The organism is Streptomyces sp. NPDC001157, from assembly GCF_053598255.1.
This window is the reverse complement of record NZ_JBSFJW010000001.1, coordinates 683,602-706,252: the sequence shown is the minus strand read 5'-3', so window position 1 is coordinate 706,252 and position 22,651 is coordinate 683,602. Positions and strand designations below refer to the sequence as shown.

Annotated in this window: 21 protein-coding genes and 3 pseudogenes; 9 read left to right on the top strand and 15 right to left on the bottom strand. The window is 69.8% G+C overall.

The window, feature by feature from the left end; genetic code table 11:
• Positions 1-59 precede the first annotated feature (59 nt).
• Positions 60-1,553: a phosphatase PAP2 family protein gene (locus tag ACWDAG_RS03110; RefSeq protein WP_450693816.1), complete on the bottom strand. Its 1,494-nt coding sequence runs from the start codon at positions 1,551-1,553 to the stop codon at positions 60-62.
• Between the two features lie 70 nt (positions 1,554-1,623).
• On the opposite strand from ACWDAG_RS03110, the gene ACWDAG_RS03105 reads away from it, so the two are divergent.
• Both ACWDAG_RS03105 and ACWDAG_RS03100 read left to right on the top strand, forming a co-directional pair.
• On the top strand, positions 1,624-2,289 hold the full coding sequence (locus tag ACWDAG_RS03105) for a histidine phosphatase family protein (RefSeq protein WP_450693815.1): 666 nt from the start codon (positions 1,624-1,626) through the stop codon (positions 2,287-2,289).
• Positions 2,290-2,331: 42 nt separating this feature from the next.
• Positions 2,332-3,951, top strand: coding sequence for an ABC-F family ATP-binding cassette domain-containing protein (locus ACWDAG_RS03100; RefSeq protein ID WP_450693814.1), 1,620 nt, complete (start codon positions 2,332-2,334; stop codon positions 3,949-3,951).
• Positions 3,952-4,042: 91 nt separating this feature from the next.
• On the opposite strand, the gene ACWDAG_RS03095 is transcribed toward ACWDAG_RS03100, so the two are convergent.
• A complete protein-coding gene (locus tag ACWDAG_RS03095; RefSeq protein ID WP_450693813.1) occupies positions 4,043-5,158 on the bottom strand; it encodes a baeRF2 domain-containing protein in 1,116 nt (371 codons plus the stop codon).
• Between the two features lie 57 nt (positions 5,159-5,215).
• Between ACWDAG_RS03095 and ACWDAG_RS03090 the strand changes: the two genes are divergently transcribed.
• Positions 5,216-5,494 (top strand): DUF6158 family protein, encoded by a 279-nt coding sequence (locus ACWDAG_RS03090; protein WP_450693812.1) that lies wholly within the window; start codon positions 5,216-5,218, stop codon positions 5,492-5,494.
• 31 nt (positions 5,495-5,525) lie between these two features.
• Here ACWDAG_RS03090 and ACWDAG_RS03085 read toward each other — a convergent pair whose 3' ends face one another.
• From ACWDAG_RS03085 to ACWDAG_RS03050, 8 genes are all read right to left on the bottom strand, one after another.
• Positions 5,526-6,356, bottom strand: a complete 831-nt coding sequence (locus tag ACWDAG_RS03085) for a hypothetical protein (RefSeq protein WP_450693811.1) — start codon at positions 6,354-6,356, stop codon at positions 5,526-5,528.
• Positions 6,353-6,991: a hypothetical protein gene (locus ACWDAG_RS03080; protein ID WP_450693810.1), complete on the bottom strand. Its 639-nt coding sequence runs from the start codon at positions 6,989-6,991 to the stop codon at positions 6,353-6,355. Before ACWDAG_RS03080 ends, ACWDAG_RS03085 begins: the two co-directional genes overlap by 4 nt.
• The gene (locus ACWDAG_RS03075) at positions 6,988-8,085 is read right to left on the bottom strand and encodes a tryptophan dimethylallyltransferase family protein (RefSeq protein WP_450693809.1); all 1,098 of its coding nucleotides are present in this window, start codon (positions 8,083-8,085) and stop codon (positions 6,988-6,990) included. The genes ACWDAG_RS03080 and ACWDAG_RS03075 overlap by 4 nt, the downstream gene beginning before the upstream one ends.
• Positions 8,086-8,408: 323 nt before the next feature.
• Positions 8,409-10,514 (bottom strand): catalase, encoded by a 2,106-nt coding sequence (locus tag ACWDAG_RS03070; RefSeq protein ID WP_450693808.1) that lies wholly within the window; start codon positions 10,512-10,514, stop codon positions 8,409-8,411.
• Positions 10,514-11,056, bottom strand: coding sequence for a type 1 glutamine amidotransferase domain-containing protein (locus ACWDAG_RS03065; protein WP_450693807.1), 543 nt, complete (start codon positions 11,054-11,056; stop codon positions 10,514-10,516). Before ACWDAG_RS03065 ends, ACWDAG_RS03070 begins: the two co-directional genes overlap by 1 nt.
• 6 nt (positions 11,057-11,062) lie before the next feature.
• Positions 11,063-11,719, bottom strand: coding sequence for a diguanylate cyclase (locus ACWDAG_RS03060; protein ID WP_450693806.1), 657 nt, complete (start codon positions 11,717-11,719; stop codon positions 11,063-11,065).
• Positions 11,716-12,123, bottom strand: a complete 408-nt coding sequence (locus ACWDAG_RS03055) for a CBS domain-containing protein (RefSeq protein ID WP_450693805.1) — start codon at positions 12,121-12,123, stop codon at positions 11,716-11,718. The genes ACWDAG_RS03060 and ACWDAG_RS03055 overlap by 4 nt, the downstream gene beginning before the upstream one ends.
• Positions 12,124-12,294: 171 nt before the next feature.
• Positions 12,295-12,687, bottom strand: a complete 393-nt coding sequence (locus tag ACWDAG_RS03050; RefSeq protein ID WP_450693804.1) for a DUF2795 domain-containing protein — start codon at positions 12,685-12,687, stop codon at positions 12,295-12,297.
• 128 nt (positions 12,688-12,815) lie between these two features.
• Here ACWDAG_RS03050 and ACWDAG_RS03045 point away from each other — a divergent pair, with 128 nt between their 5' ends.
• Positions 12,816-13,076, top strand: coding sequence for a hypothetical protein (locus ACWDAG_RS03045; RefSeq protein WP_450693803.1), 261 nt, complete (start codon positions 12,816-12,818; stop codon positions 13,074-13,076).
• 3 nt (positions 13,077-13,079) lie between these two features.
• On the opposite strand, the gene ACWDAG_RS03040 is transcribed toward ACWDAG_RS03045, so the two are convergent.
• The 3 genes from ACWDAG_RS03040 to ACWDAG_RS03030 form a co-directional block, all read right to left on the bottom strand.
• The gene (locus ACWDAG_RS03040; RefSeq protein WP_450693802.1) at positions 13,080-13,958 is read right to left on the bottom strand and encodes an LLM class flavin-dependent oxidoreductase; all 879 of its coding nucleotides are present in this window, start codon (positions 13,956-13,958) and stop codon (positions 13,080-13,082) included.
• A gap of 215 nt (positions 13,959-14,173) precedes the next feature.
• Positions 14,174-15,037 carry a hypothetical protein gene (locus ACWDAG_RS03035; protein WP_450693801.1) on the bottom strand — a complete coding sequence of 288 codons (864 nt, stop codon included), beginning with the start codon at positions 15,035-15,037 and terminating at the stop codon, positions 14,174-14,176.
• 170 nt (positions 15,038-15,207) lie between these two features.
• Positions 15,208-16,539, bottom strand: coding sequence for a TniQ family protein (locus ACWDAG_RS03030; RefSeq protein ID WP_450693948.1), 1,332 nt, complete (start codon positions 16,537-16,539; stop codon positions 15,208-15,210).
• Between the two features lie 346 nt (positions 16,540-16,885).
• On the opposite strand from ACWDAG_RS03030, the pseudogene ACWDAG_RS03025 reads away from it, so the two are divergent.
• Positions 16,886-17,005, top strand: a pseudogene (locus tag ACWDAG_RS03025) (transposase); the annotation flags it as partial.
• A 341-nt stretch (positions 17,006-17,346) separates the two neighbouring features.
• On the opposite strand, the gene ACWDAG_RS03020 reads toward ACWDAG_RS03025, so the two are convergent.
• Complete coding sequence (locus tag ACWDAG_RS03020) at positions 17,347-17,820, bottom strand: MarR family winged helix-turn-helix transcriptional regulator (RefSeq protein WP_351924689.1); 474 nt, start codon at positions 17,818-17,820, stop codon at positions 17,347-17,349.
• Between the two features lie 508 nt (positions 17,821-18,328).
• Between ACWDAG_RS03020 and ACWDAG_RS03015 the strand changes: the two genes are divergently transcribed.
• The 3 genes and pseudogenes from ACWDAG_RS03015 to ACWDAG_RS03005 all read left to right on the top strand — a co-directional run bounded on the left by ACWDAG_RS03015 (position 18,329) and on the right by ACWDAG_RS03005 (position 20,490).
• Complete coding sequence (locus ACWDAG_RS03015) at positions 18,329-19,264, top strand: NADP-dependent oxidoreductase (RefSeq protein ID WP_450693800.1); 936 nt, start codon at positions 18,329-18,331, stop codon at positions 19,262-19,264.
• Between the two features lie 315 nt (positions 19,265-19,579).
• Positions 19,580-19,852 (top strand): annotated as a pseudogene (locus ACWDAG_RS03010) (transposase); the annotation flags it as partial.
• Between the two features lie 119 nt (positions 19,853-19,971).
• Entirely contained in the window at positions 19,972-20,490 is a 519-nt protein-coding gene (locus ACWDAG_RS03005; RefSeq protein ID WP_450693799.1) for an IS5 family transposase, read from the top strand.
• On the opposite strand, the gene ACWDAG_RS03000 is transcribed toward ACWDAG_RS03005, so the two are convergent.
• Positions 20,423-20,932 carry a hypothetical protein gene (locus ACWDAG_RS03000; RefSeq protein ID WP_450693798.1) on the bottom strand — a complete coding sequence of 170 codons (510 nt, stop codon included), beginning with the start codon at positions 20,930-20,932 and terminating at the stop codon, positions 20,423-20,425. The genes ACWDAG_RS03005 and ACWDAG_RS03000 overlap by 68 nt on opposite strands.
• 1,355 nt (positions 20,933-22,287) lie before the next feature.
• Between ACWDAG_RS03000 and ACWDAG_RS02995 the strand changes: the two are divergent.
• A pseudogene (locus ACWDAG_RS02995) lies at positions 22,288-22,392 on the top strand (XRE family transcriptional regulator); the annotation flags it as partial.
• Positions 22,393-22,651: the final 259 nt, after the last annotated feature.

Sequence of the window (22,651 nt, the reverse complement as noted above, 5' to 3'; positions counted from 1 at the left end):
CCGTACGCTCGTATGTCGAATCGTGAGACCCGTGTTTTGCAATATGGACTGATGGAGCATCAGCTGCCGGTGAGGGGCCGGTACACCGTGAGCGCCTCGGGGAGCTTCTCCAGCGTCACTTCGCCCTCCGCCTCGGTGACTTCGCCGTCGTGGGCGAGGAGTGTGCCGGGGGCGACGCCCTCCAGGTGCAGACGGCCCACCTGGACCGCCGCGTGGGCGGGGGAGCGGGTCAGCGGGCCCGCCAGGGCGGCCGCGAGCAGCCGCAGCGCGGGACGGCGACCGCCGTGCACCACCCGCACGTCGAGCTGCCCGTCCGCGAGGTCGAGTCGGCGGCCGGGCGCCAGGCCCATCCGGTGGTAGGTGCCGTTGCCGACGAACAGCAGCCACAGCGGGCGTACCTGGCCGCCGAACTCGGCCTCCAGTGGATGCCGGCCGGTGCGCAGGACACGCAGGGCCGCGAGCACCCCGGCCGGCCAGCCGCCGATCCGGCCCGACCAGCGGTCCCGCACCCGCACCAGCTCCGGGTAGACGCCCAGACTGCAGGTGTTGAGGAAGACGCCCTGCTGCCTGCCGCAGACGAACCGGCCGACGTCCACGCGCACCGCCTCGCCCTGCTGGACGGCCCGGCTCAGATCGCGGACGTCCTCGACCCCGAGGTCGTAGGCGAAGTGGTTCAGGGTGCCGCCGGGCAGCACCGCGAGCGGCAGGCCGTGGCGCAGGGCGACCTCGGCGGCCGCGTTGACCGTGCCGTCGCCGCCGCACACGCCGAGGACCCGGGCGCGGGTCGCGGCCTTCTCCAACTCGGCCCGCAGCTCGCCAGGTTGACACTCGACGACCTCGGCGGTCGGCAGGCTGTCCCGCAGCGCGCGCACCCGGTCGGCGGTGCCCGATCCGTTGTTGGCCACCACGACCAGGCCCTCGCCGTCCGGCAGCGCCGGGACCTCGGCGCGGGGCCGGGCCGGCGGGACGTGCTGGGCGCGGGTCGGCACCAGACCCCGTACGGCGAAGGCGGCGCCCGCGCCCAGGACCGCTCCCGCGAGCACGTCGCTCGGGAAGTGCACCCCGGTGTACACGCGGGAGAGCGCCACGGACCAGGCGACCGGGGCCACCGCCGCACCCCAGGCCGGCGACTCCAGTGCGACGCCGGTCGCGAACGCGGCCGCCGACGCGGAGTGCCCGGACGGGAACGAGGTCGTGATCGGCTGGCGCTTCAGCTGCCGCACCAGCGGCACCGGATCCAGCACCGGCCGGGGGCGGCGCACCGAGCGCTTGCCGAGCGTGTTGATCGTCAGCGAGGCCAGGCTGAGCGAGGCGAGACCGCGCGCGGCGGCCCGGCGGGCCCGCGGGGTACGGCTCGCCGCCATGGCGGCGGCCGCCGCGAACCACAGCACACCGTGGTTCGCGCTCCGGCTCAGCCGGGGCAGCACACGCTCGGCGGCCGGCCAGTTCCGCTCGGCCGCGAACTCGAAGAGACGGCAGTCGAGGGCGAGCAGCCGGCCGCGCAGCGGGTGCGGGCCGGGCTTCGGGACGGTGAGGTCGACGTCGGGGCTCATGAAGTGCCGGGTACCCTGAAGTGCCCGTTCCTTGTCCCACGGGCGGTGATCGACACCCGGAGGGCCCTGTATGCGTCTGCTCCTCATACGCCACGGTCAGACCCCCTCGAACGTCGATCTCCTGCTCGACACCGCCGTCCCGGGTCCGGGGCTGACCGCGCTCGGCGAACAGCAGGCCGCCGCCCTCCCCGAGGCGCTCGCCGACGAGGACATCGAGGCCCTGTACGCCTCCACACTGGTGCGTACGCAGCTCACCGCCGCCCCGCTGGCCGCCGCCCGCGGCCTTGACGTCCTGGTGAGGGACGGGATCCGCGAGCTCACCGCGGGCGACCTGGAGATGCTGCCCGGCGACACCGAGCAGGGCGCGCTCTACATGAAGACGGTGTTCGCGTGGGCGGCCGGCGACACCGAGCTGCGGATGCCCGGCGGCGAGAGCGGCGCCGAGGCGCTCGCCCGCTACGACGCCGTCGTCGCCGAGGCCGCACGCAGCGGCGCCGCGACGGTCGCCATGGTCAGCCACGGCGCGGCGATCCGCATGTGGACCGCGGCCCGCGCCGACAACGTCGACGTCCCCTTCGCCGCCGCCCGCCCCCTCGAGAACACCGGCGTGGTGATCCTGGAGGGCTCGCCCGGCGACGGCTGGAAGGCCCTGTCGTGGGCGGGTGCCCTGGTGGCCCCGGCAGGCGAGGGCGGACCCGCGGGCCGTCCCTTCGACGGGACCGCACAGACCGTATAAGCGTTTGCCCGACCCCCGGCACGGCCCGCAGAATGCCTCCTCATGGGACATCTGGAAGCCGCGCACCTCGAGTACTACCTCCCCGACGGGAGGGCGCTGCTCGGCGATGTGTCCTTCCGGGTGGGCGAAGGGGCCATCGTGGCCCTCGTCGGACCGAACGGCGCCGGCAAGACGACTCTGCTGCGGCTGATCTCCGGCGAGCTGAAACCGCACGGCGGCACCGTCACCGTCAGTGGCGGCCTCGGCGTGATGCGGCAGTTCGTGGGGTCCGTACGGGACGAGACGACCGTACGGGACCTGCTGGTGTCCGTGGCGCCGCCCCGCATCCGCGAGGCCGCGCAGGCCGTCGACAAGGCCGAGCACGCCATCATGACCGTGGACGACGAGGCGGCCCAGCTGCAGTACGCGCAGGCCCTCGCCGACTGGGCGGAGGCGCGCGGGTACGAGGCGGAGACGCTGTGGGACATGTGCACCACGGCCGCGCTCGGGGTGCCGTACGAGAAGGCGCAGTTCCGGCAGGTGCGCACGCTGTCCGGCGGTGAGCAGAAGCGGCTCGTGCTGGAGGCGCTGCTGCGCGGCACCGACGAAGTGCTGCTGCTGGACGAGCCCGACAACTACCTCGACGTGCCCGGCAAGCGCTGGCTGGAGGAGCGCCTGAAGGAGACCCGCAAGACGGTCCTCTTCGTCTCCCACGACCGTGAGCTCCTCGCCCGCGCCGCCGAGAAGATCGTGTCGGTGGAGCCCTCTCCGGCCGGGGCGGACGCCTGGGTGCACGGCGGCGGCTTCGCCACCTACCACGACGCCCGGCGTGAACGCTTCGCCCGCTTCGAGGAGCTGCGCCGCCGCTGGGACGAGAAGCACGCCCAGCTGAAGAAGCTGGTGCTGAACCTCCGTCAGGCGGCCTCCATCAGCCATGAGTTGTCGTCCCGCTACCAGGCCGCGCAGACCCGTCTGCGCAAGTTCGAGGAGGCGGGGCCGCCCCCGGAGCCGCCGCGTGAGCAGGACATCACGATGCGCCTCAAGGGCGGCCGCACCGGGGTAAGGGCCGTCACCTGCAAGGGACTTGAGCTGACCGGTCTGATGAAGCCCTTCGACCTGGAGGTCTTCTACGGCGAGCGGGTCGCCGTCCTCGGCTCCAACGGCTCCGGCAAGTCGCACTTCCTGCGGCTGCTGGCCGGAGACGACGTGGCGCACACGGGGGAGTGGAAGCTCGGCGCGCGGGTCGTACCCGGGCACTTCGCGCAGACGCACGCCCATCCCGAGCTCCAGGGCCGCAAGCTGCTGGACATCCTGTGGCAGGAGCACTCCCAGGACCGGGGTGCGGCGATGTCCCGCCTGCGCCGTTACGAGCTGACGGCCCAGGCCGAGCAGACGTTCGACCGCCTGTCCGGGGGGCAGCAGGCACGGTTCCAGATCCTGCTCCTGGAGCTGGAGGGCGTGACGGCGCTGCTGCTGGACGAGCCGACCGACAACCTCGACCTGGAGTCCGCCGAGGCGCTCCAGGAGGGGCTGGAGGCGTTCGACGGGACGGTGCTGGCGGTCACGCATGACCGCTGGTTCGCTCGGTCCTTCGACCGGTATCTGGTGTTCGGCAGCGACGGGCGTGTGCGCGAGACCGCCGAGCCGGTGTGGGACGAGCGGCGTGTGGAGCGGGTTCGGTAGGCGTCAACCAGCCCGTCCGGCGTTTGAGGACGAGGCCCGTTCAGGGCCGAACGGGGGTCTGGGGGCGGTAGCCCCCAGACGCGCGGTGAACTCACGTCCAGCGCAACAGGGCACCCAAGCCGCCCGCAGGGATCTGGCCCCCTGTCGCCTCGGCCGCCGGGCTCACCGACAGCGCCGGGGCGCCCGTCGTCACCGCCGAGCGGATCAGGGCGTCGTCCGCGCGGGCCGGCCAGGAGCGCTGTTCGCCGAGGATCTTCAGGTCAGTGCGGCGGACCGCCAGCTGGTCGGGGTCCTCGCCGATCCACACCTCGCGGTGGGCGTCGGGGCCGTCGGGACGGATCAACAGCTCGTCGATGCGGTGCTCGCGGGCGGCCTCGACCAGGGCGGGCACGCCCTCCACGGCACCGGAGCGTCCCTCGGGGTCCGGTTCGCGGGCCGCCAGGAACCGTTCCAGCTCGCGTTCGGCCCGTTGCCGTACGTGCTGGGCGCGAGCCTGCTCGACATCCTCGTCGAGCAGCCTGCTGCCGGCGCCGTGCGGCGCCTCGACGACCATGTCCTGCAGCCGCTGGGGCAGCCGGTCGTGAACCGCCCGCTTCTCCCGCTCGTCACCCACGAGAACCAGCAGGTCGGCGCGGGTCTCCTCCTGGCAGACGACGAGCGCGTCGGCGATCTCGGCCGCGTTGTGCTCCCAGGTGTTCTCCACCTTCAGCTGGAAGTGCCGCACCGACCAGTCCCCCGTGCTCGTACGGTGGACCGGCCACTGCCGCCCGCTGACCGTGCCCGCTTCCTGCTGGCCCAGCGTAGTGCGCAGCTCGAAGTCCGCGCCCTTGCGGTCGATGTACGCCACCACGCAGGCCGGGTCCTCACCGGCCAGCTCGAGCAGGGGCGAGGTGTGCGGCAGGGGCGCCCAATGGGCGCTGTCACGCTGCGGGGGCCGGGCCAGCGGCGGGTCCAGCACGACCTCGCCGGCCCTGGCGAACAGGGCTCGCCCGTTGGGCTCGGAGGAGTGCTGCAGCTCGTCGAGGGCCTCCTGGACGGCCTGGCAGGTCGCCTGGTCCGCCCCCTGCCGGTCGAGGTCGCGGGCCAGCGCCACGGCCGTGAGATGCCGTTCGTGGGGCGTGTCCTCCGTATGCCGGGAAGTGTCGACGTACACGGAGGCCCAGGGGCCCGGATGTTCGTAGAGTGGATGCAGGAAAGCGAGATCCATGGCTCCCTCCCGGATGCCGCTTGGGACTGGTGTTCACCGGGCGGGTACCCGGACCGCATGGACGAACACGACGAGCGGGGTGCCACCATGAACGGAGTCGACCCCAGCCGGCTGGACGACCAGCAGCTCATGAAGGAGCTGGAGACGATCCACCGCACACGCCACGACACGCTGCTGTACGGCTCGACGGACGCGCTGCGGGCCCACAACGATCGCATGGCCCAGCTGGAGGGCGAGTACCTGCGCCGCAACCCGCGGCGCATGGTGGCCGCGGGCCGCACCCGTGAAGGGGCGCGGGACCGCCGGTGCGGGGAGTCGGCGACTCCCCGCCTCTGATCCTGCTCCTCGGCCTAGGGGCTGGGCGGCCCTACCGGTCCAGGAGTCGTGTCCGCCACTGGCTCAGGCCTTGTGACAGGTCACTGTCCCCGGGAGCCGGCTTGTTGCGCAGGCAGCTGTCGATGTAGTGGCGGTAGAGCGGGACGAGCTGGGCGTGGAGCAGTTCGGTGAGGTGCTCCGCCGAGGCCGGCTGCCCGTGGCGTGCACGCATGGCGGCACGGACGAGTTCCGCGGCCACCGGTGAGGGGCCTGCGAGGTGGTGGCGGACGGCGTCGTCGGTGGATCCGGGATCTCCCGTCGCGGCGGTGTAGAGGAACCTGACGGGGAGCAGGACCGCCTTGGTGAACCGCCTCATGTCGCCCGCCAGGCGCGCGGGGTTGTGGAACTCGGCCAGGACGGGGCCCGTCGCGAGCATCTCCAGCGCGAAGCGGATGCTGTCGTTCAGCAGCGTGTCGGCGCCGGGGGGTGCCACGTCCTGGCGTACGTCCTCGCCCAGGAGCAGGACGCCGCTCTTCCTGAGGTCGAGCCGGTCGACGGCTGGGAATCTGCCGTCGTCCCGGTCCGTGCGCAGAGCCGGCAAGGAGCTCCAGAACACCGACAGGCGTTGGTGGGAGCCGTCCTTCTCCTGGAGGTCGCGGGTCACCCGGTGGATGGTCCGGTCGTCGTCGTGACGGCGGTCCGCCAGGACCAGTCCGAGGTCGATGTCGCTGACAGCGGGTGCGAACCCTCCGTGCGCCAGGCTTCCCAGGGCGTAGGCCGCCACGAGCCGGTCGGCGAGGGTTTCCTGGAACAGCCTCGCGCAGCGCTCGGCGATCCTTGTGGCGGAGCCGGGATCGAGGATCTCCTGGGGGAGCGCGCTCATGCTGGGGCGGCGGTGTCGCGGCGCGCCAGCTCGGCGATCCGGTCGGAGACCATCGTGATGATCTGCCAGGCGCGGTCGAGGAGTTCGGTGACCTCGCCGAGCTGCCACTCCTGGCGCTCGGCGAGCAGGCGGTAGCCCATCTCGATGTGCTCCTCGTCCGCTTCGTCGTGCAGGGCGAAGTAGGCGTTGCCGGGGAACGCCACGGAGCCGGCGTTGCTGAAGGTGAGGCTGCCCGCCTCCAGTACGAGGTGGGCCAGGACGACACGGTGCAGTCCGGGCAGAGTGCGGAACTGGTCGACGAACCAGGCGGCTCCGGCTTCGACGACGGGGTCCCAGCGGGCGGCCCGGCCGGTGCGGTGGCTGTCCGCCAGGATCTCGTTGTGGCCGAACTCCTCCTGCTGGTGCTGGAGAGCGAGTTCCCTGAGCTGGGGGTCGGGCTCGAACGCGACCCGCGCCCTGATCATCCGTTGGAAGCCGTCCGACCACGGTTTCAGGTGTGCCAGTACGGCGTCCTTGGTGGCCGCCGGTGTCGTGGGGTCCTCCAGCAGGACGATCAGGCCACTGGTGCGGTATGCGCGGACGTGCTGTTCGTTCCTGTCGGCGACGTCCCTCAGGGGTGCGGGCATGGTGGTCATGGGGATTCGTCCTCCCGGAGCGTTCCTCTGGATGGCTGCGGCGCCGGGCCGGGACGGGTGGCCTGCGCGAGGTAGAGCGGAAACCTGAAGTAGACGGACACATCGCCGTCGTGGCCGAGCGAGCGGTAGCTGACCAGCTCCTGGAGGCCCCGGCTCTGATTCAGGGGCCGTGGGGCCATGGCATGGAGGAGAGCGTGGTGGCGTTGTGGGTCAAGGCCCTCGTGCACCATCAGTGCGCCGATCCTGGCCGCGGCCTCCTCGTCGGACGCGGTGAAACTCGACACCCGGAAGTAGGTGGTCGACTCGTCGGCGCAGGTGGCGTCCGGCCGGAAGGCCAAGCAGGTCAGCGGAGCCTCCCCCGCTGCCTCAGGGGCCGTGCCGAGCAGAGCGCGGAAAGCCGAGCGGGCCCTGTCCGGATCATGTGCCCGGGCGAGCGCGGCCATCTGTTCCAGGACCGCGACACTGCTGGTGTGGTTGCGGTAGTAGGCCTTGGCCCGGGCCCGTGTGCCGGTGTCCAGGTCAAGGGCGAAGAACTCCAGTTCGCGCTCGGCTCCGTCCGCCTGTGTCCCTCGGGCCACCCTCGCGGAGGTGTGGGCCCACGCCGAGCCCATCGCGAGGCGCTCCATGGCCTCGCTCACCAGGGCGTAACGTTCCTGCGGGGCCAGGGTGTACAGCCCGAAATAGATCTTGAAGGCCGGAGGGTGCCCCGGCCGCCAGGCCAGGGAGTGCCACATGGGCACGGGCGCCGACCCCTGGGCGGTGGCCGGTGCGAACACATCGGCCACCTTCCCGTAGCGGTCCAGACTGACCAGCGGCTCCCCGGCCAAACGGTCCGTCAGCGCCGCCGCGGCCGCCCGGTTGGACTGTGCGGTGATGGGCCTGGAGGCGCCCAGCGCCTCGAACAGGATGCGCAGCTCCGGTCTCCCACGGGACCACTTCACCGACGTCTCGGCGGGGAAGCCGTCGCCGGCGACGTACGAGGGGAACGGGCTCGCCTGTCCGACGGGCAGGTCGGCCCATGGCCGTAAAAGATCGTGGACCTGGTCCGTCACCGGCCCGCTCATGGACTGCGGCAGGCCGAGCCCGTCGCACATTTCCGTCCAGCGTTCACGAAGGAAACCGCTGATGGAACGCCCTTCACCCGAGAAGATGCTCTCCACTCACCTGTCCGTTCTCCAAGCGTGCCGCCCCTCCCGTACCAGCGATCGACCACCCGACGCACGCGGGACGAAAACCATCGGCGCCGGGGGGACATGCAGGAATTTCACGGGAGGCGGCGGCTGAGGCGATCACCACTCTCCAGGCGCCCGGGCGCATGGTCCAACCTTTCGACGAGCATCGAAAGGTCGACGTCAGGATCGGAAGTGAACGCACTCAAGAACGTGACAGCGTTTGCGCTTTGAGACGCGGCGCCTGCTCAGTGGCGTACCGGCGGCCGGTCCCAATGCCGGTGCGCCGCTATCGCGTCGACGAATGCCTGTACGAACTCGGTGTCCGCGGTGCCCGGTGACGTGTCCGTCACCACGCCCCGGTCGGACACCGTGCTCCGGCCCCCGGCGGACAGCCGCAGGCCGTCGGGTTCCAGGGCGGACAGGACGCCCACGCCCGAGCCGAGCGCGCCCACCGGCTTGCCGTGCCGGTAGGCGTCCCGAACGAAGCGCAGCGCGTCCGGGTCCTTCGCCGCGGGCGCGGCTCCGTCGTTCCCGCCGGGCAGCAGGACCGCGTCGTACAGCACCGAGGCGACGGTCGGCAGCGCACGGTCGACCGTGTACCGGGCACCGTCGGCGCCTGTCACGGTGCCGTCCGTCGGCGCCAGCGCCTCGACGATCGCCCCCTCGGCGGCCAGCGCCTCCCGTACGGAGGTCACCTGCTCGGCGTCCACGCCGTCGCTGACGAGCACCGCGATCTGCCGGGTGCGGATCGAGCCGTCGCCGCGCAGTGACTCCAGGCTGAGCGCGGGCGAGGCGAGTTTGTACGTCCCCGGCTCGGTGCCGTCCGGCTCCGGCACCCCGATGCCGCGCGCCACTTCGCGCGCCAACTCGCCGTCCACCTCGGCCAGTTCCCCGACGGTCCGGGCCCGGACCGTCATCGCACCGACCTTGCCGAGCTCGAACCGGAAGGCCGCCACGATGTGCTGCCTCTCCCAGTCGGTCATGCTGTGGAAGAACATCGCGGGCTGGCTGTAGTGGTCCTTGAAGCTCTCGCTGCGTTTGCGGATCTTTGCGCCGTCGACGCGTTGCGCATAGTGCGTGTAGGCGTTCGCGTCCACCCCGGCGTGGGCGGGGCAGCCGCCGCCGAGGGAGTTCGGGAAGTAGTTGGTGCCCCGGTGGATCGCGCCCTGGTGGTAGCCGTCGCGCTGGTTGGTGCGCACGGGTGCCACCGGACGGTTGACCGGGATCTGCGCGAAGTTGGGGCCGCCCAGGCGGATCAACTGCGTGTCCAGGTAGGAGAAGTTGCGGGCCTGCAGCAGCGGGTCGTTGGTGAAGTCGATGCCGGGGACCACGTTGCCGGTGTGGAAGGCGACCTGCTCGGTCTCCGCGAAGAAGTTCTCCGGGTTGCGGTTGAGGACCATCCGGCCGATCGGCCGGACCGGCACCTGCTCCTCCGGGATGAGCTTCGTGGCGTCCAGCAGATCGAAGTCGAAGGCGAACTCGTCCTCCTCCGGGACGAGTTGGACGCCGAGCTCCCACTCCGGGTACTCGCCCGCCTCGATCGCGTCCCACAGGTCGCGCCGGTTGAAGTCGGGGTCGCGGCCCTGGCACTCCTGTGCCTCGTCCCACACCAGGGAGTGCACGCCCAGCTTCGGCTTCCAGTGGAACTTCACGAACGTGCCGCGCCCGTCGGCGTTCACGAACCGGAAGGTGTGCACGCCGAAGCCCTGCATCATGCGGTAGCTGCGCGGGATCGCCCGGTCCGACATCAGCCACATGATCGCGTGCAGTGTCTCGGGCTGAAGCGACACGAAGTCCCACAGGGTGTCGTGCGCGGAGGCCCCGGTGGGGATGTCGTTGTGCGGTTCCGGCTTCACCGCGTGCACGAAGTCCGGGAACTTGATGCCGTCCTGGATGAAGAAGACGGGGAAGTTGTTCCCGACCAGGTCGTAGTTGCCCTCTGATGTATAGAACTTGGTCGCGAAGCCGCGTACGTCCCGCACCGTGTCCGCCGAGCCTCGCGGCCCCTGCACCGTCGAGAACCGCACGAAGACCGGTGTCTGCACGGAGGGGTCCTGCAGAAAGGCCGCCCGCGTGAACTCGGCGCAGGACTCGTACGGTTCGAAGTAGCCGTACGCGCCCGCCCCCCGCGCGTGCACCACCCGCTCCGGGATGCGTTCGTGGTCGAAGTGGGTCAGCTTCTCCCGGAAGTGGAAGTCTTCCATCAGCGTCGGACCGCGCTCGCCCGCGGCCAGCGAGTCGTCGGTGTGGTCGACCTCGACGCCCTGATCGGTGGTGAGCGGCCCGCCCGCCGGATCGTCCGCGTGGAAGGAGGCGCGCTGCTGCTGCTTCCGGTCGGCGGGGGACCCCATCAGCCGGCCCCCTCGGCGAACACATGCAGGAAGGCGTCGCAGAACGCCTTCAGGTCGTCCGGCTTGCGGCTGGTGACCAGCTTTCCGGCGCCGTTGTCGTCGATCTTCACCTGTTCGTCGACCCAGGTGCCGCCGGCGTTGCGGATGTCCGTCTTCAGGCTCGGCCAGGAGGTCAGCTCACGGCCCCGTACGACGTCCGCCTCGACCAGCGTCCACGGGGCGTGGCAGATCGCGGCGACGGGTCGGCCCTGGTCGAAGAAGTCCCGTACGAACGCGACGGCCTTCTCGTCCATGCGCAGGAAGTCGGGGTTGGCCACACCGCCCGGCAGGACCAGTGCGCCGAAGGAGGCGGCCGAGGTCTCGCCCACCACCTCGTCCACAGGGAAGGTGTCCGCCTTGTCGAGGTGGTCGAAGGCCTGGATGCGGCCGGACTTGGTCGACACCAGCACGGGTTCGTGGCCCGCGTCCTTCGCCGCCTGCCATGGATCGGTGAGCTCGATCTGCTCGACGCCCTCGGGTGCGGTCAGGAATGCGATACGCATGATGGTTCAACGTCCTTTCGTAGCACGCCAGTTGGCCTCGTCGGTCGTGACGCGCTTCTTGTTGCGGCGGCCCGCGCGCACACAGCGCACGAGCTCCTCGCCGTACGGCAGCACCACACAGGTGCCGATCGCGGCGGCGATGCCCGCGAGATAGCTGCGGGACAGCGGGCGGCGGCGCGGCACCAGACGCCAGGCGTCCGTGCGGCCGCTGCCACCGAGCACCAGTGCCTTGACCTGGTCGGCGTGCAGACACATCAGTGCGGACAGCGCGCCGTACGGCAGCGACTCCAGAAAGCTGTGGATGTGCTGCTCCAGCGGCGTGACCTCGCGGTCGCTCTTCACCGCCGTACGCACGTCCCACAGCGCGGTCGCCTCATGCACCGCGGCACCGCCCAACTGCACCGTCAGGAGCAGCGGGTTGACCTCGTAACGCAAGGTCAGCGCGATGGGGATGCCGACCTCAGCCATCATCAACGAGTGGATCAACGACTCCTTGGTGCCCGCCGTGTCCTCGATGCGGCTGCGCCGGTGCATCACCCAGTCGGCGAGACCGGGCAGGAACCAGCCGGGCAGCAGCCCGTACAGCAGATAGCGGGTGGTCACATCACCGACGTCGACGGTGACACCGGCGGCACTGATCTCGGCGGCCTGGTCCCGGCTCATAGGCCGGCCCGGCCGTCGGGCACGGCAAGGCTGATCTCGGCGAGTGCCGAGTCCGGGTCCTGCACCGTGGCCAGATCACCGAGGCTCACCATCCCGACCGGCAGCCCGTCCTCCACGACCGGCAGCCGGCGCACGGCGTGCGCGCGCATGAGCGCCACGGCGGCCGAGACGGGATCGTCCGGGCCGACCAGCACCGGATCGGGGGTGCACACGGACTGGGCGCTCACCGTCAGCGGATCGGCGCCGTCCGCGACCGCGCGCACCGTGATGTCACGATCGGTGAGCACTCCCACGAGCTGCTGCCCGTCGGCCACCAGTACATCGCCGATGCCCTGCGCCCGCATCAGCTGCGCCGCCTCGACGAGTGACGCGTCCGGGCGGACGGCGACCACGCCCGGTGTCATGACCTCCCTGACGAAATCCGCGCTCGCTGCCATCACTGTGGGCCCTTCTCCGTTCCCGGCCGGTGGCCGTCGTCGGGGTGACGCCGCCCGCAGTACCCCCGGGCCCGGGGCCTATGCGCCGCGGCGGACCCTCGTACTCCGGCGACCGCGGGATCCGGCCGCGTCCGGGTCTTACGCCGGTCGTTCCCGTCCGGCCCCGGTGAGGGCCTCCGCCAGTTCCTGGACGGTGCTGTAGCGCGCCGTGCGGGGCAGTCGCTCCACGGGGTCGATCAGGGCGTCGGGCGCGTAGGCCCGGCGCAGCGCGCGGACGAGTTCGCGGGGGCCCGCGGGGAACACGTGGCGGTTCAGGTGCCGGGCCAGTTCCGTGCGGACCGCGGCCAGGGACGCGCGGGAGCGTCCCGGTGCGATGGGACCGCCCGCGACCTCCGGGTCGTCGTCGGCGGTGGGCTCCGGGTCGTGCCATTCCTCGGTCCGCGTGGGGTGCCCGGAACGGAGCAGACCCTGCAGTTCGTGCTTCATCTCTTCGTCGCGGTGGACGCTCAGCCGGTCACTGCCTCGCTGCATGACTCCCTCCAGATCTTCGGGGGTGGCCTCCGCGTACCCGCAGACCGGAGGCCGACACAGGGTTTGCGGCCCGAAAGCCGGGAACCCGTCACACGCCCTCCACGCACATCCTCGGGGAGGAAACGGCCATGGCGCTGCTCGCCGTGATCATCCCGCTTCTCATGCTCGGCATGGTGCTCGCACTCGGCCGCTACGAGGAGCTCCTGCTGCCCATGAAGAAGGCCGGCCCGAGCGATGACGCCCCGGTCGGCCCACTCGGCGCGACAGTGCCACTCCAGGCGCTGCGGGTCCCGCGGCGCCCGGTGCGAGTGGTTGCTTCAGGAACGGGTGCGATCAGGCCCGCGCGTCCCGGGCGCCGCCGCCACCCTTCCCCGCACTCTCCTCGCTGACCCTCAGCCCCGTCGGCCGGCCGCCTCCAGGAGGGCCTCCAACTGCCGCAGCGGCTCCGCGCCGGCGATCCGCAGGACGACCGTGTCCGCGCCGGCCGCCGCAAGCTCATCGATCCGTCCGGCGGCCTGCGAGGCGGGTCCCGCGACGGTAAACACCTCGTCCTGCGGGCGGCCGAGCCAGCCGGCATGGCCCTCGACGTGCGGCTGCAGGGCGCGGGCCACCTCGTCGGCGTCGTCACCGACGGAGGCGAAGGCGAGGACCGTCAAGGTGTGGTCGGGCGCGGCGCCCCCCTTGGCGATCAGCGTACGGGCGTTGGCCAGGTCACCGGGGCCGTGGCCCTCGGTGATCACGGTGCCGTCCGCGACCCTGCCGGACAGTTCGAGCGAACGGGGGCGTACGACGCCCGCGACCACCGGCGGCACCTCGGCCGGCGGATGCACCAACTCGACGCCCTCCAGGCGCACTTCACGTCCGGCCAGCTCCACCCCCTGCCCGCGCAGCAGGGCGCGCACCGAGGTGATCGTCTCCTCCAGCAGGGCGAGCGGCGAGCGCGGCGCGACGCCCACCTGGGCCATCCACTCCCGCACCCCGTGCCCGACCCCGGCCACCAGCCGCCCCGGGAACACCCGTGCCAGCGTGGCCAGTTCCATCGCCAGCAGCGCCGGGCTGCGCAGCGGGGCGGGCGTGATGCCGATGCCGACCCTGACGCGTTCCGTCGCTCCCAGTGCCACGGCCGCCGCCGACACTCCGCCGTTCCACCCGAGGTCCTCGACCACCCACAGGTCGTCGACCCCGAGCGCCTCGGCCCGCCGCGCGAACCCGGGCAGCTCTTCCGGCGCCCAGTCACGGTCGTACATCACACCGATCCGTACATTCGTCATGCCCGGAACCTATGCGCCGGTGAGATGCCGATCAACGGCCTTTCCAGCAGCGGAGTCCGGCATGTCGGACGAAAGGAGAAAGTTCAGTCCCCGTGGTCCTGACCTGGGCACTGAACTCTTTTCTGCATGGAAGGAAGTAGCGACCCTCGCGCGGAACAGTTCAGTGCGCAGACCATGATCGAACCGGGTCGCCCACAGCACCAGCGGCTCTCGAGTCAGGCTGCGGTCCCGTGCCCTTCTCGTCCAGCCATTCCAGCCCCCAAAGTCAATTCCCTGGCGGCGGATTCCGGAACGCGTTCGTGGAACTTCCGCCGGGCTTGGGTCACCGAGGCCGCGCTCTGTCCCTCCCAGCCACCGGCGTAGACAGGGGAGTCGTGGGCTGGGCTGCCGGTGAGGGTCTGCCAGATCCAGGCTGCGGCGTGGCGTTGCCGCTGGCGAGTAACGCCCATCCGTACTGGATGGAAGATCGAGAACAGGGTTTCATAAGGGACCTCGAGAAGTTGGGATAGTGCTCTCCGGCGAGCGGCGTAATCAATGGCTCCTCGTTTCCGCAATAGATCCGCCAAAGTTCGAATTCCACTCCAGAAAGCCTGAGAGTCAGAGATTTTCTGAGTAGTTTTTCCCCAATTTCCCGTGCGGCACTGTGGGATGGTGTCGAGCGATTCTTCGGCTTGGGCCCAAGTCTCTGCCCCGGCCAGGCGAGCGAGTGCGAGGGAGCAGAAGTGCCTGCCGATGACAGGTGTGGTTCCGGGAAGGTGAATGGCCATGACGTTGCGGTAGTCATCAGCGTCTATCAGATTCGGAATATGCCGGAACTCCAGGGTGACGGATGATCCAGTGGTAACGGCGCCAGCGATTCGGTAGTGGTGGGGAACGATCGCCGTCATCATGCGATGCAGTCCCGCCGGGTGCTGGATGCCGCGCAGCGGGTTGCGGCCAAAGTGCCTGGTTTGCCGTTCTGCGGCCAACCTGCGCGCCCAGGGAGCAAGATGGCGTGCGCCAGCACCCCAGTCGGAGGCGTTCAGGATGGGTTCCGTGAGTGCAAGGGCGGCGGCAGCTTCGGACGCGGTGCCCGGCATCACGCCGGAGCCACCAGGTACCGCGCGAGGGCTAGTAGTGCTTCGTTAGGTCTAGGCGTTTGGGCTGATCAAGAGCATGTTGGGTGTGTGGACACGCATGAAGTGAACCGATTACGCGCGGCGTTGGGTCTGTTCGTGGCCGATGTGTTCGCCTCGGTGCCGCGCAAGGATCAGCGGGCCAGGGCCAGGGCGGTGAACCGCCTTCCCCACAACGGACTGGTTCCGGGCAGATGCGCGGCAACGAGCTCGCTGTAGTCCGCAGCATCAGTGAGATGAGGAACGTGACAGGGGCTGATTCCCACTGGTCTGACGGCTGTGAGGGCGCCGACAACACGAGAGGAACGAGGAGCAACGGCAGCCATCATTTCGTTGAGGACAGCGGGGCGGCGCATCTTGCGAAGCCGGTCTCCGACACCGGCGGCCCGTTGCAGGTCCGCCAGGCGCCGGGCCCAAGGAGCCAGTGCTTGTGCACCGGTCTCGAAGTTCGGGGCATCGAGGACCGTGGAAGCGAGCGCCAAATAGGCCATGGCGTGAGCAGCTGTTGCAGGCATTGCTCCGAGGTGACTCGCGCTACCGCTGCGAATGGCCTGGCGCCGTCGACGGTCTTCTGTCACCGCTTGGGCCATGTAGCCAGGGAAGGCGGAGACATCGGTCTCATCAGAGGCGAGACGGGCCATGGCTGTCAGCAGTCGTAGGGAAGCAAACCATTCCCTCGAGGAGACAGACGTACCGGCCACGGACCCTTCGGCCCCGTCTGCGATGGCGAGTACCTGCAGTTGGAGACCAGCTAAGGAGTCGTTCACGGCTACCGTCGGCATGTCCTTGTACTGCTGCGGGCACAGCCCGCCGCGGCGGCCGCCACGGGCTGACGGCCCGCCAGGCGGACGATTGCCGCATTCACCGGGACCAGGCAGTGGAGGCCTCGAGAGCAGGCCACGTTGGTTGCTGTGGTTGCCGCGCCTGAGTGGGATGCCGCACGTGGGACAGACGTCGATCAGCAGGCAACGGTGGACGGGGCATACCGCCGCGACCCCAAGACGCCACCACAGAGGCCATTCCGGTCTCTCTGCGAGGCAGTACGGGCAGGCCCGACTTGACGTCGTCAACATCCATTCACGAAGAGCGACAAGCCGCATCGACGTCCGGTCGCTCGGCTCCAGGCCCGCGAGGTCGAGTGCGGTTCCGTCATACCGGGCGAGCTGCATGTCCTGAAGGGTTCGCACTGGCAACCCTGTCGCATCGCGCAAGCCGCTGAGGCTCTTAGGGGTGAGAATGACTCCGAAAAACACGGGCCGGGTGATTGCCGCGCCTTCGGCACACTCCAACCCCAGTGCGTGGGCATCCCGGCCGGGAGAAACGTTCAGCGTGCCCGCAACACAATCTACCCAAGAGGGGAAAGCCTCGCCGCTAACCGGCTTCGGTACGACAGGAAGCCGGCGGGCACGGGGTACGGCAACGGGACTTTGCGCAGGTACTTGTGTGATCGTGCGTCTCGGTAGCACGTGCGCTGCCGCCAATGCCGCCCCTCCCGCTTGCGCGTCCGTCTCAGGATCTTTCGGCGGCCTCTCCTGACGAACGCGTGAACGCCCGGTCCCAGTAGGTCACTTGACGTTGTTCATTTGCCAATGTTCACGGCGAGAATCCGTCTGAGGTGTTGGCCTCGCACGCGGTGGCCGTCGGCTTTTAGAGAGATCTTTCGGTGTGGCGGACGAGGCGGTCAACCAACGCGGTCCGAGACCCCGTTTGTCAGTGAGCCCTGTCACAAGTGACGCCGCATTACCTCGATGCAATCGGCTCGGGCTGCTGTTGACCGATCTCGGGGATACGGCGAACCGAGATTCATGCCCAGGCCGGAAAAGGGTGGGCGGCCGCAAACGACACCTGGTGGTGGACTGCCTCGGCCTGGTCCTGGCCGTCGCAGTGACCGCGGCGAGCGTGCAGGACCAGGCCGAGGCAGTGCCTCTGCTCGAGCGGTTGCGCAGGCTCTACGACCGCACGCGGAGGCTCGGCCAGCACCTCGGCCACCGTCACACGAGCATCCGCAAGACGCTGAAGCGCGCGTTCCGCCTCGTCGAGTGCGGCCTGCACCCGCTCGGCCTCATCCCGCAACCACGCGACCTCTTCCCGGACCTTCTTCTCCCGGGCCTCCAGCAGACCGAGCACCGACGGCACCAGCCACCTCCACAAGCGAGACGAACGGACGCACCACGCCCATCCCTCCCGCAGCCAGCCGGAGTTCATGCCCACCCACCCCGAACCAAACGATCACGTTCGGAAAGCGGAAGGCGTGTCAGTCAGGCAGGCGTCGCTCACCTGCCGTCGAGTCGCTCACGTGCCAGAGCGGCGATGCGGGCGATTGCGGCGCCGAGGTGGCGTTGCTGTGCAGCGCTGAGTGGGTCGAACACCAGTTGCCTGACCTGCTCGACGTGAGCCGGGGTGCTGTCCTTGACCTTCTGCAGACCGGCGTCGGTCAGGGTCGCGAGGGTGTATCGGGCGTTGTTCGAGCAAGGGGCCCGGGTCGCCCACCCCTGCTGCTCGAAACGGACCATCAGCTTGGACAGCCGTGGTAGCGAGCTGTTGCACTGCGCGGCCAGGTCGCTGAGCCGCATCGTGTGCATCTCAGTCATGGCCAGCCGGGCCATCACGCTGTACTCGAAGTTCGAGATGCCCTCGTCTCGCTGCAACTGACGGTCCAGCAGTGCGGGCAGCGCCATGACCACAGTCAGCAGGTCCTCCCATAGCTTCTGCTGCTCGTCGTCGAGCCCATGGGGGGAGCCGGTCACTAGGGCACATCCTTTCGACGGCGGCTCATCCAACCCGGGCAGAACGAATTGCTCGCTGCCTGAGGTCGACACAGGGAGTGTCATACACGCAGCTTACTTGACTGGACAACACGGTATCCAGAGACGTCTTGGCTGCTCAGGAAGCAGGTAATGACCCGGAGGGGCTCTGTGGTGCCACACACCTTGACTTGCCCAGGCAAGTCAGACACACTCTTTCACAGTTGCCCAGGCAAGTCCGGCGGCGTCCGGCGTCTCGCCCTGAAGAGATCGACACCGATGGCCATGACGAACAACCCGATGCCCTTTCTCCGGCCGAGCCGGTCCGCCGGGGCCTACGACAAGCACCTTCGCCATTGACCGGATGTGCTGGGCGACTCGATCCGGTCGGTGCAGATGAGCTGATCGGCTCGCGCGCCGATCGATGGCATGGACGAGGTGGCGATCACCGGTCCGGAGATTCCCCCCGTTCGCCATGGATCCGACAACCACGAAGCCATAGGAGAGTGCCGTGAAGGCGATTCGCTATCACGAGTTCGGTAGCACCGACGTCCTGCGCCGGGAGGAGGTGGAGCGTCCGGTTCCCGGTGCCGGCCAGGTGCTCGTGAAGGTGGCAGCCACCTCGTTCAACCCCGCCGACGACCACACCCGGCTGGGTCTCATGGCTGAGATGATCCCCACCCCGCTGCCGATCACCCCCGGCCTCGACGTCGCCGGCACCGTTGCCGAGCTCGGCGACGGAGTCAGCGGACTGCAGGTCGGCGACCCGATCATCGCCATGCTCCCGCTGGAGGAGCACGGCGGGGCCGCCGAGTACGCGGTCGTGGCGGCCGACTTGGTGACCGCCGCTCCCCGCAGCATCACTCTGACCGACGCCGCATCACTACCCCTGGCAGGGCTGGCCGCTCGCCAAGCGGTAGTCGAGCTCGCCGGAATCAAGGCCGGCCAGACCGTTCTCGTCAACGGGGCAGGCGGTGCGGTGGGAAGTATCGCGGTCCAGCTCGCCGTCGCAGCCGGCGCCAAGGTGACCGCCGTCGCAGGCCCCCAGCACGCCGATCGCTTGAACGGTTACGGTGCGGAGAATGTCGTCGGTCCCCTGGACCTCGACGCAGGCCCGGCCGCCGTCGGTGGCTTCTTCGACGCGGTGGTGAACCACGTACGCCTGGCTCCCGAGGACGCCGCGAAGCTGACCGCCTACGTGGCCGACGGCGGCATCGTCGTCAGCTCAGCCGGCCCGGTGCCGGTCGACGAGGCACGCTCGGTGCGCACGGCGGGCGTGTTCACCCGCCCCGACGCCTCCCACCTGGCCGACCTCGTCTCCCGCGTCGACAACGGCGTCCTCAAGCTGCACATCGCCGACCGTCGACCGCTGGAGGAACTGCCGACCGTCCACGAGGATGAGAGCAACGGCAAACTTCTCGGCAAGACGGTCATCGTCGTAGCCTGACGCCGCCGTGGTCGACGCCGGGCCGGACTCGCTGTTTTGGCACGGTGGGGTCGTCTCGCAAGAACGTGGACGCCACCCAGGCCCGCTAAAACCACGGGTGGTGTCCGGACCCGTCCACAAAGGCGCACCGGGTGTGGATGGTGAGACGCCATCCGCTTACCGTTCGGCAGGCTTGATCAGTCGAACAGGGTTCCTTTTCGGGTGATCTCTCGGTGGTCGGGGCATAGCGGCAGGGCCTCTTGGTAGCTCGGGGTTGCGATCCCAACCGAGCAGTACCAGGAGGCCCTGTTGTCGCAGTCTGTCGCGCTTGCGTCTGTGGAGTCCAACGGGCCGTCTCCTGCGTGTGACTGTCTCGCGCACAGGTTCGGCCACGCGGCGGACGGGCCCGTCCGCGTGCGGTGTTACGGCTCCGACCTGACGGAGACGGAGTGGCAGGTCCTCCGGCCGCTGCTGCCGGTCCCCGCGTGGCTTCAGGGACGGGTCGGGCGGCCGGAGGGCTATTGCCACCGCGTGATGCTGGACGCAGTCCGCTATGTCGTCGACAACGGCGTCAAGTGGGTCAACCTGCCCTGTGACTTCCCGCCGTACCGGCGGGTGCACGCGTTCGCCCGCCGCTGGCAGGTTACGGGCTTGCTCGCCGAGCTCCACGACCGGCTGCGCGACAAGGTGCGCCAGAAGGAGGGCCGCGACGCCCGACGGCTGCCATCGTGGACTCGCAGTCAGTGCGGGCAGCAGCGAACATCCCGGGCTCCACGACCGGCTGGGACGGCGGCAAAAGGGTGGGCGGCCGCAAACGACACCTGGTGGTGGACTGCCTCGGCCTGGTCCTGGCCGTCGCAGTGACCGCAGCGAGCGTGCAGGACCGGGACGCTGCAGTACCTCTGCTCGAGCGGCTGCGCAGGCTCTGCTTCTCCGTCCGGCTCGTCTGGGCGGACGGCGGCTATGCGGGGCGCCTGGTCGACTGGGCGGCCGAGAACCTCCGCCTCACGCTCGAGATCGTCAAACGCTCTGACGAGACCACGGGGTTCGTGGCGCTGCCGCGCAGGTGGGTGGTGGAAAGAACGCTGAGCTGGCTGATGCGCTCGCGTCGCCTGGTGCGCGACTACGAGACGCTGCCCGCCATGCACGAGGCCATGGTGCTGTGGTCGATGACCATGCTCATGAGCGGCCGCCTGGCCGGGCGCCGGCCCGGTGCCTTCGGACGGCCGGCGTCCCGAGCGGGGTGAACACTCCCGGCCGCGTCTGGAGCGCCCAGCCTCGTTCCACCAGGCGTTTCGCCTTCGACCGAAGTCCCTCGACCTTCGCCGGGACCGCCTGAAGCCCCAGGGCCGCAGCCAGCTGCTGGCACCGCATGCCTTCCCGGCCCGCCTCCGACTCCAGCACGGAAATGATCCGCTGGTAGTCCGCAGGCAGGGCCGACGCCGTCATCCCCTCGGTCCGTCGCGGCACCGCGGCCCCCGCCACCGCGCTCCGCACCGGCTCTACGACCGCACGCGGAGGCTCGGCCAGCACCTCGGCCACCGTCACACGAGCATCCGCAAGACGCTGAAGCGCGCGTTCCGCCTCGTCGAGTGCGGCCTGCACCCGCTCGGCCTCATCCCGCAACCACGCGACCTCTTCCCGGACCTTCTTCTCCCGGGCCTCCAGCAGACCGAGCACCGACGGCACCAGCCACCTCCACAAGCGAGACGAACGGACGCACCACGCCCATCCCTCCCGCAGCCAGCCGGAGTTCATGCCCACCCACCCCGAACCAAACGATCACGTTCGGAAAGCGGAAGGCGTCTCAGGTCGCCGTGGTCGGCGGTCAGCTGGTGCAGGGCGTTTGGGTGGTGTCCTCGTTGACGGAACACGGATGGAGCCCTTTCGGGCCCAGCTTCCACGACAGCTCTCCTGTGTCCAGTGCCGCTTGCCAGGTCGTGAGAACCCCTGCGATCACCAACTGCTCCAGTAGCGGGGGAAGGACGGCCGCAGGCACCCCGCACTCTCGCGCTACAAGGTCCATCTCGGCGACTCCATGATTGCTTCCGCGGGCGGTGCGGACGACGAAGGACAGGGCGGCAAGTCGTAGGAGTGGGGTCGAGGTACGAGCAGGGCAGGTGCCGCGCAATGCCCAGTCGGCGGCGCGCACCGGTCTGGCCGGGCCGGATACTGAGTGAGTAGACCCGCGTCGAGCATCTGGACGGCAACTGCGCGGTCCGGTGGAAGTGGACGAAGCAGCCCCGCTTCGATGAGCTCACGCCACGAATCCCTGGCGGGTTCGAGGCGAAGGCTGCGCACCACGCCGTGGGGCAACCTGACTTGAGCCGAGTTGTTCATGCGTAGTGCGCACTGAAGGGCGAGCATGCGGGCGCCAGCCCTTGTCTCCTCGGGCAGCACCGTGGCGAGATAGTTGAGCATCTCGCGCACCCGCGTCTGGCTGTCTGGCCCTCTCGGGCGTCGCCTGCGTCGAGCGCGCGTCTGCCCGGAAGGTGTGACTGCGGCCAGGGTTGTCTCGGGGACGACGGCGGCCTGGGACGTGGCCGCCGCGCACGCTGTGCATGCGTCGGAGAGGCGCCAGCGGCGTCCGCCTCGTTCTCGGACGAGGAGGAGTCGGATCGGGCCGTTGCACCCGCGGTGGCGGGGATGCTGTCGACAACCCCGTTCGTGGCACTGGCAGGTCCGCAGATGCGCGGGGAGAGGATCTTGACGTGCATGCGCGGCCAGGTGGGCCAAGAGCTCGGTTCGAGCGGCGGTGCCGACGAGCGGCCGCCCGCCGTGCGTGCACTGATGGCACACGAGTACCGGTCCGCCGGGCTGGGGGCGCAGTTCGACCGTCCAGGTGCGCCGGACTCCCGGGCGTACGGAGCAGAGCCTCATGGCGCGCGTCTTCCTCCCGTCGTTCATTGCGCCGGCACTCTGCCGGACTGGAGTCGGGCGCACACGCTAGTGCAGACCTCTGCCCTTCGCTGCGCCCCTGACGGGCGGAAATAGGGCAGAGGTCTGCACTGACACGGCAGGTGTCTGCACCTTCCGATGGGTGGGTGACGATCTTCCCGCCCGACCCGGACTTCGAGGCTCTGCGTCTGGAGCTGGCCCGGCTGCGTGCGGTGCGGGGATGGACCTACGACGAGCTTGCCGCCCGCAGTGCTGACCACTTGGTCTCTCGGCTTTTGCGCACGTCTCCTTCCTCCGGGCACCCGACAAGTGGCTGAGGCACCCTCCCAACGCGCGCCACCCCACCACGCGGCTGATGTAGCGCCCCTTGGGCTGGCTTTCGTACGGCTGATTCGTCGGCACCTGCTTGCGGAGACGGCTTGGAATGTGGGTTCGGGACAGGTCGGCCAAGCGGCAACAGCACGCACGTCAACGGTCGTACGGTTGACGCACGTCCAGCAGGAAGACGGC

Excerpts from the sequence above, each read along its gene's own strand:
- ACWDAG_RS03110 (WP_450693816.1), bottom strand. The coding sequence starts at position 1,553 with ATGAGCCCCGACGTCGACCTCACCGTCCCGAAGCCCGGCCCGCACCCG.
- ACWDAG_RS03105 (WP_450693815.1), top strand. The coding sequence starts at position 1,624 with ATGCGTCTGCTCCTCATACGCCACGGTCAGACCCCCTCGAACGTCGAT.
- ACWDAG_RS03100 (WP_450693814.1), top strand. The coding sequence starts at position 2,332 with ATGGGACATCTGGAAGCCGCGCACCTCGAGTACTACCTCCCCGACGGG.
- ACWDAG_RS03095 (WP_450693813.1), bottom strand. The coding sequence starts at position 5,158 with ATGGATCTCGCTTTCCTGCATCCACTCTACGAACATCCGGGCCCCTGG.
- ACWDAG_RS03090 (WP_450693812.1), top strand. The coding sequence starts at position 5,216 with ATGGACGAACACGACGAGCGGGGTGCCACCATGAACGGAGTCGACCCC.
- ACWDAG_RS03085 (WP_450693811.1), bottom strand. The coding sequence starts at position 6,356 with ATGAGCGCGCTCCCCCAGGAGATCCTCGATCCCGGCTCCGCCACAAGG.
- ACWDAG_RS03080 (WP_450693810.1), bottom strand. The coding sequence starts at position 6,991 with ATGACCACCATGCCCGCACCCCTGAGGGACGTCGCCGACAGGAACGAA.
- ACWDAG_RS03075 (WP_450693809.1), bottom strand. The coding sequence starts at position 8,085 with ATGTGCGACGGGCTCGGCCTGCCGCAGTCCATGAGCGGGCCGGTGACG.
- ACWDAG_RS03070 (WP_450693808.1), bottom strand. The coding sequence starts at position 10,514 with ATGGGGTCCCCCGCCGACCGGAAGCAGCAGCAGCGCGCCTCCTTCCAC.
- ACWDAG_RS03065 (WP_450693807.1), bottom strand. The coding sequence starts at position 11,056 with ATGCGTATCGCATTCCTGACCGCACCCGAGGGCGTCGAGCAGATCGAG.
- ACWDAG_RS03060 (WP_450693806.1), bottom strand. The coding sequence starts at position 11,719 with ATGAGCCGGGACCAGGCCGCCGAGATCAGTGCCGCCGGTGTCACCGTC.
- ACWDAG_RS03055 (WP_450693805.1), bottom strand. The coding sequence starts at position 12,123 with ATGACACCGGGCGTGGTCGCCGTCCGCCCGGACGCGTCACTCGTCGAG.
- ACWDAG_RS03050 (WP_450693804.1), bottom strand. The coding sequence starts at position 12,687 with ATGCAGCGAGGCAGTGACCGGCTGAGCGTCCACCGCGACGAAGAGATG.
- ACWDAG_RS03045 (WP_450693803.1), top strand. The coding sequence starts at position 12,816 with ATGGCGCTGCTCGCCGTGATCATCCCGCTTCTCATGCTCGGCATGGTG.
- ACWDAG_RS03040 (WP_450693802.1), bottom strand. The coding sequence starts at position 13,958 with ATGACGAATGTACGGATCGGTGTGATGTACGACCGTGACTGGGCGCCG.
- ACWDAG_RS03035 (WP_450693801.1), bottom strand. The coding sequence starts at position 15,037 with ATGCCGGGCACCGCGTCCGAAGCTGCCGCCGCCCTTGCACTCACGGAA.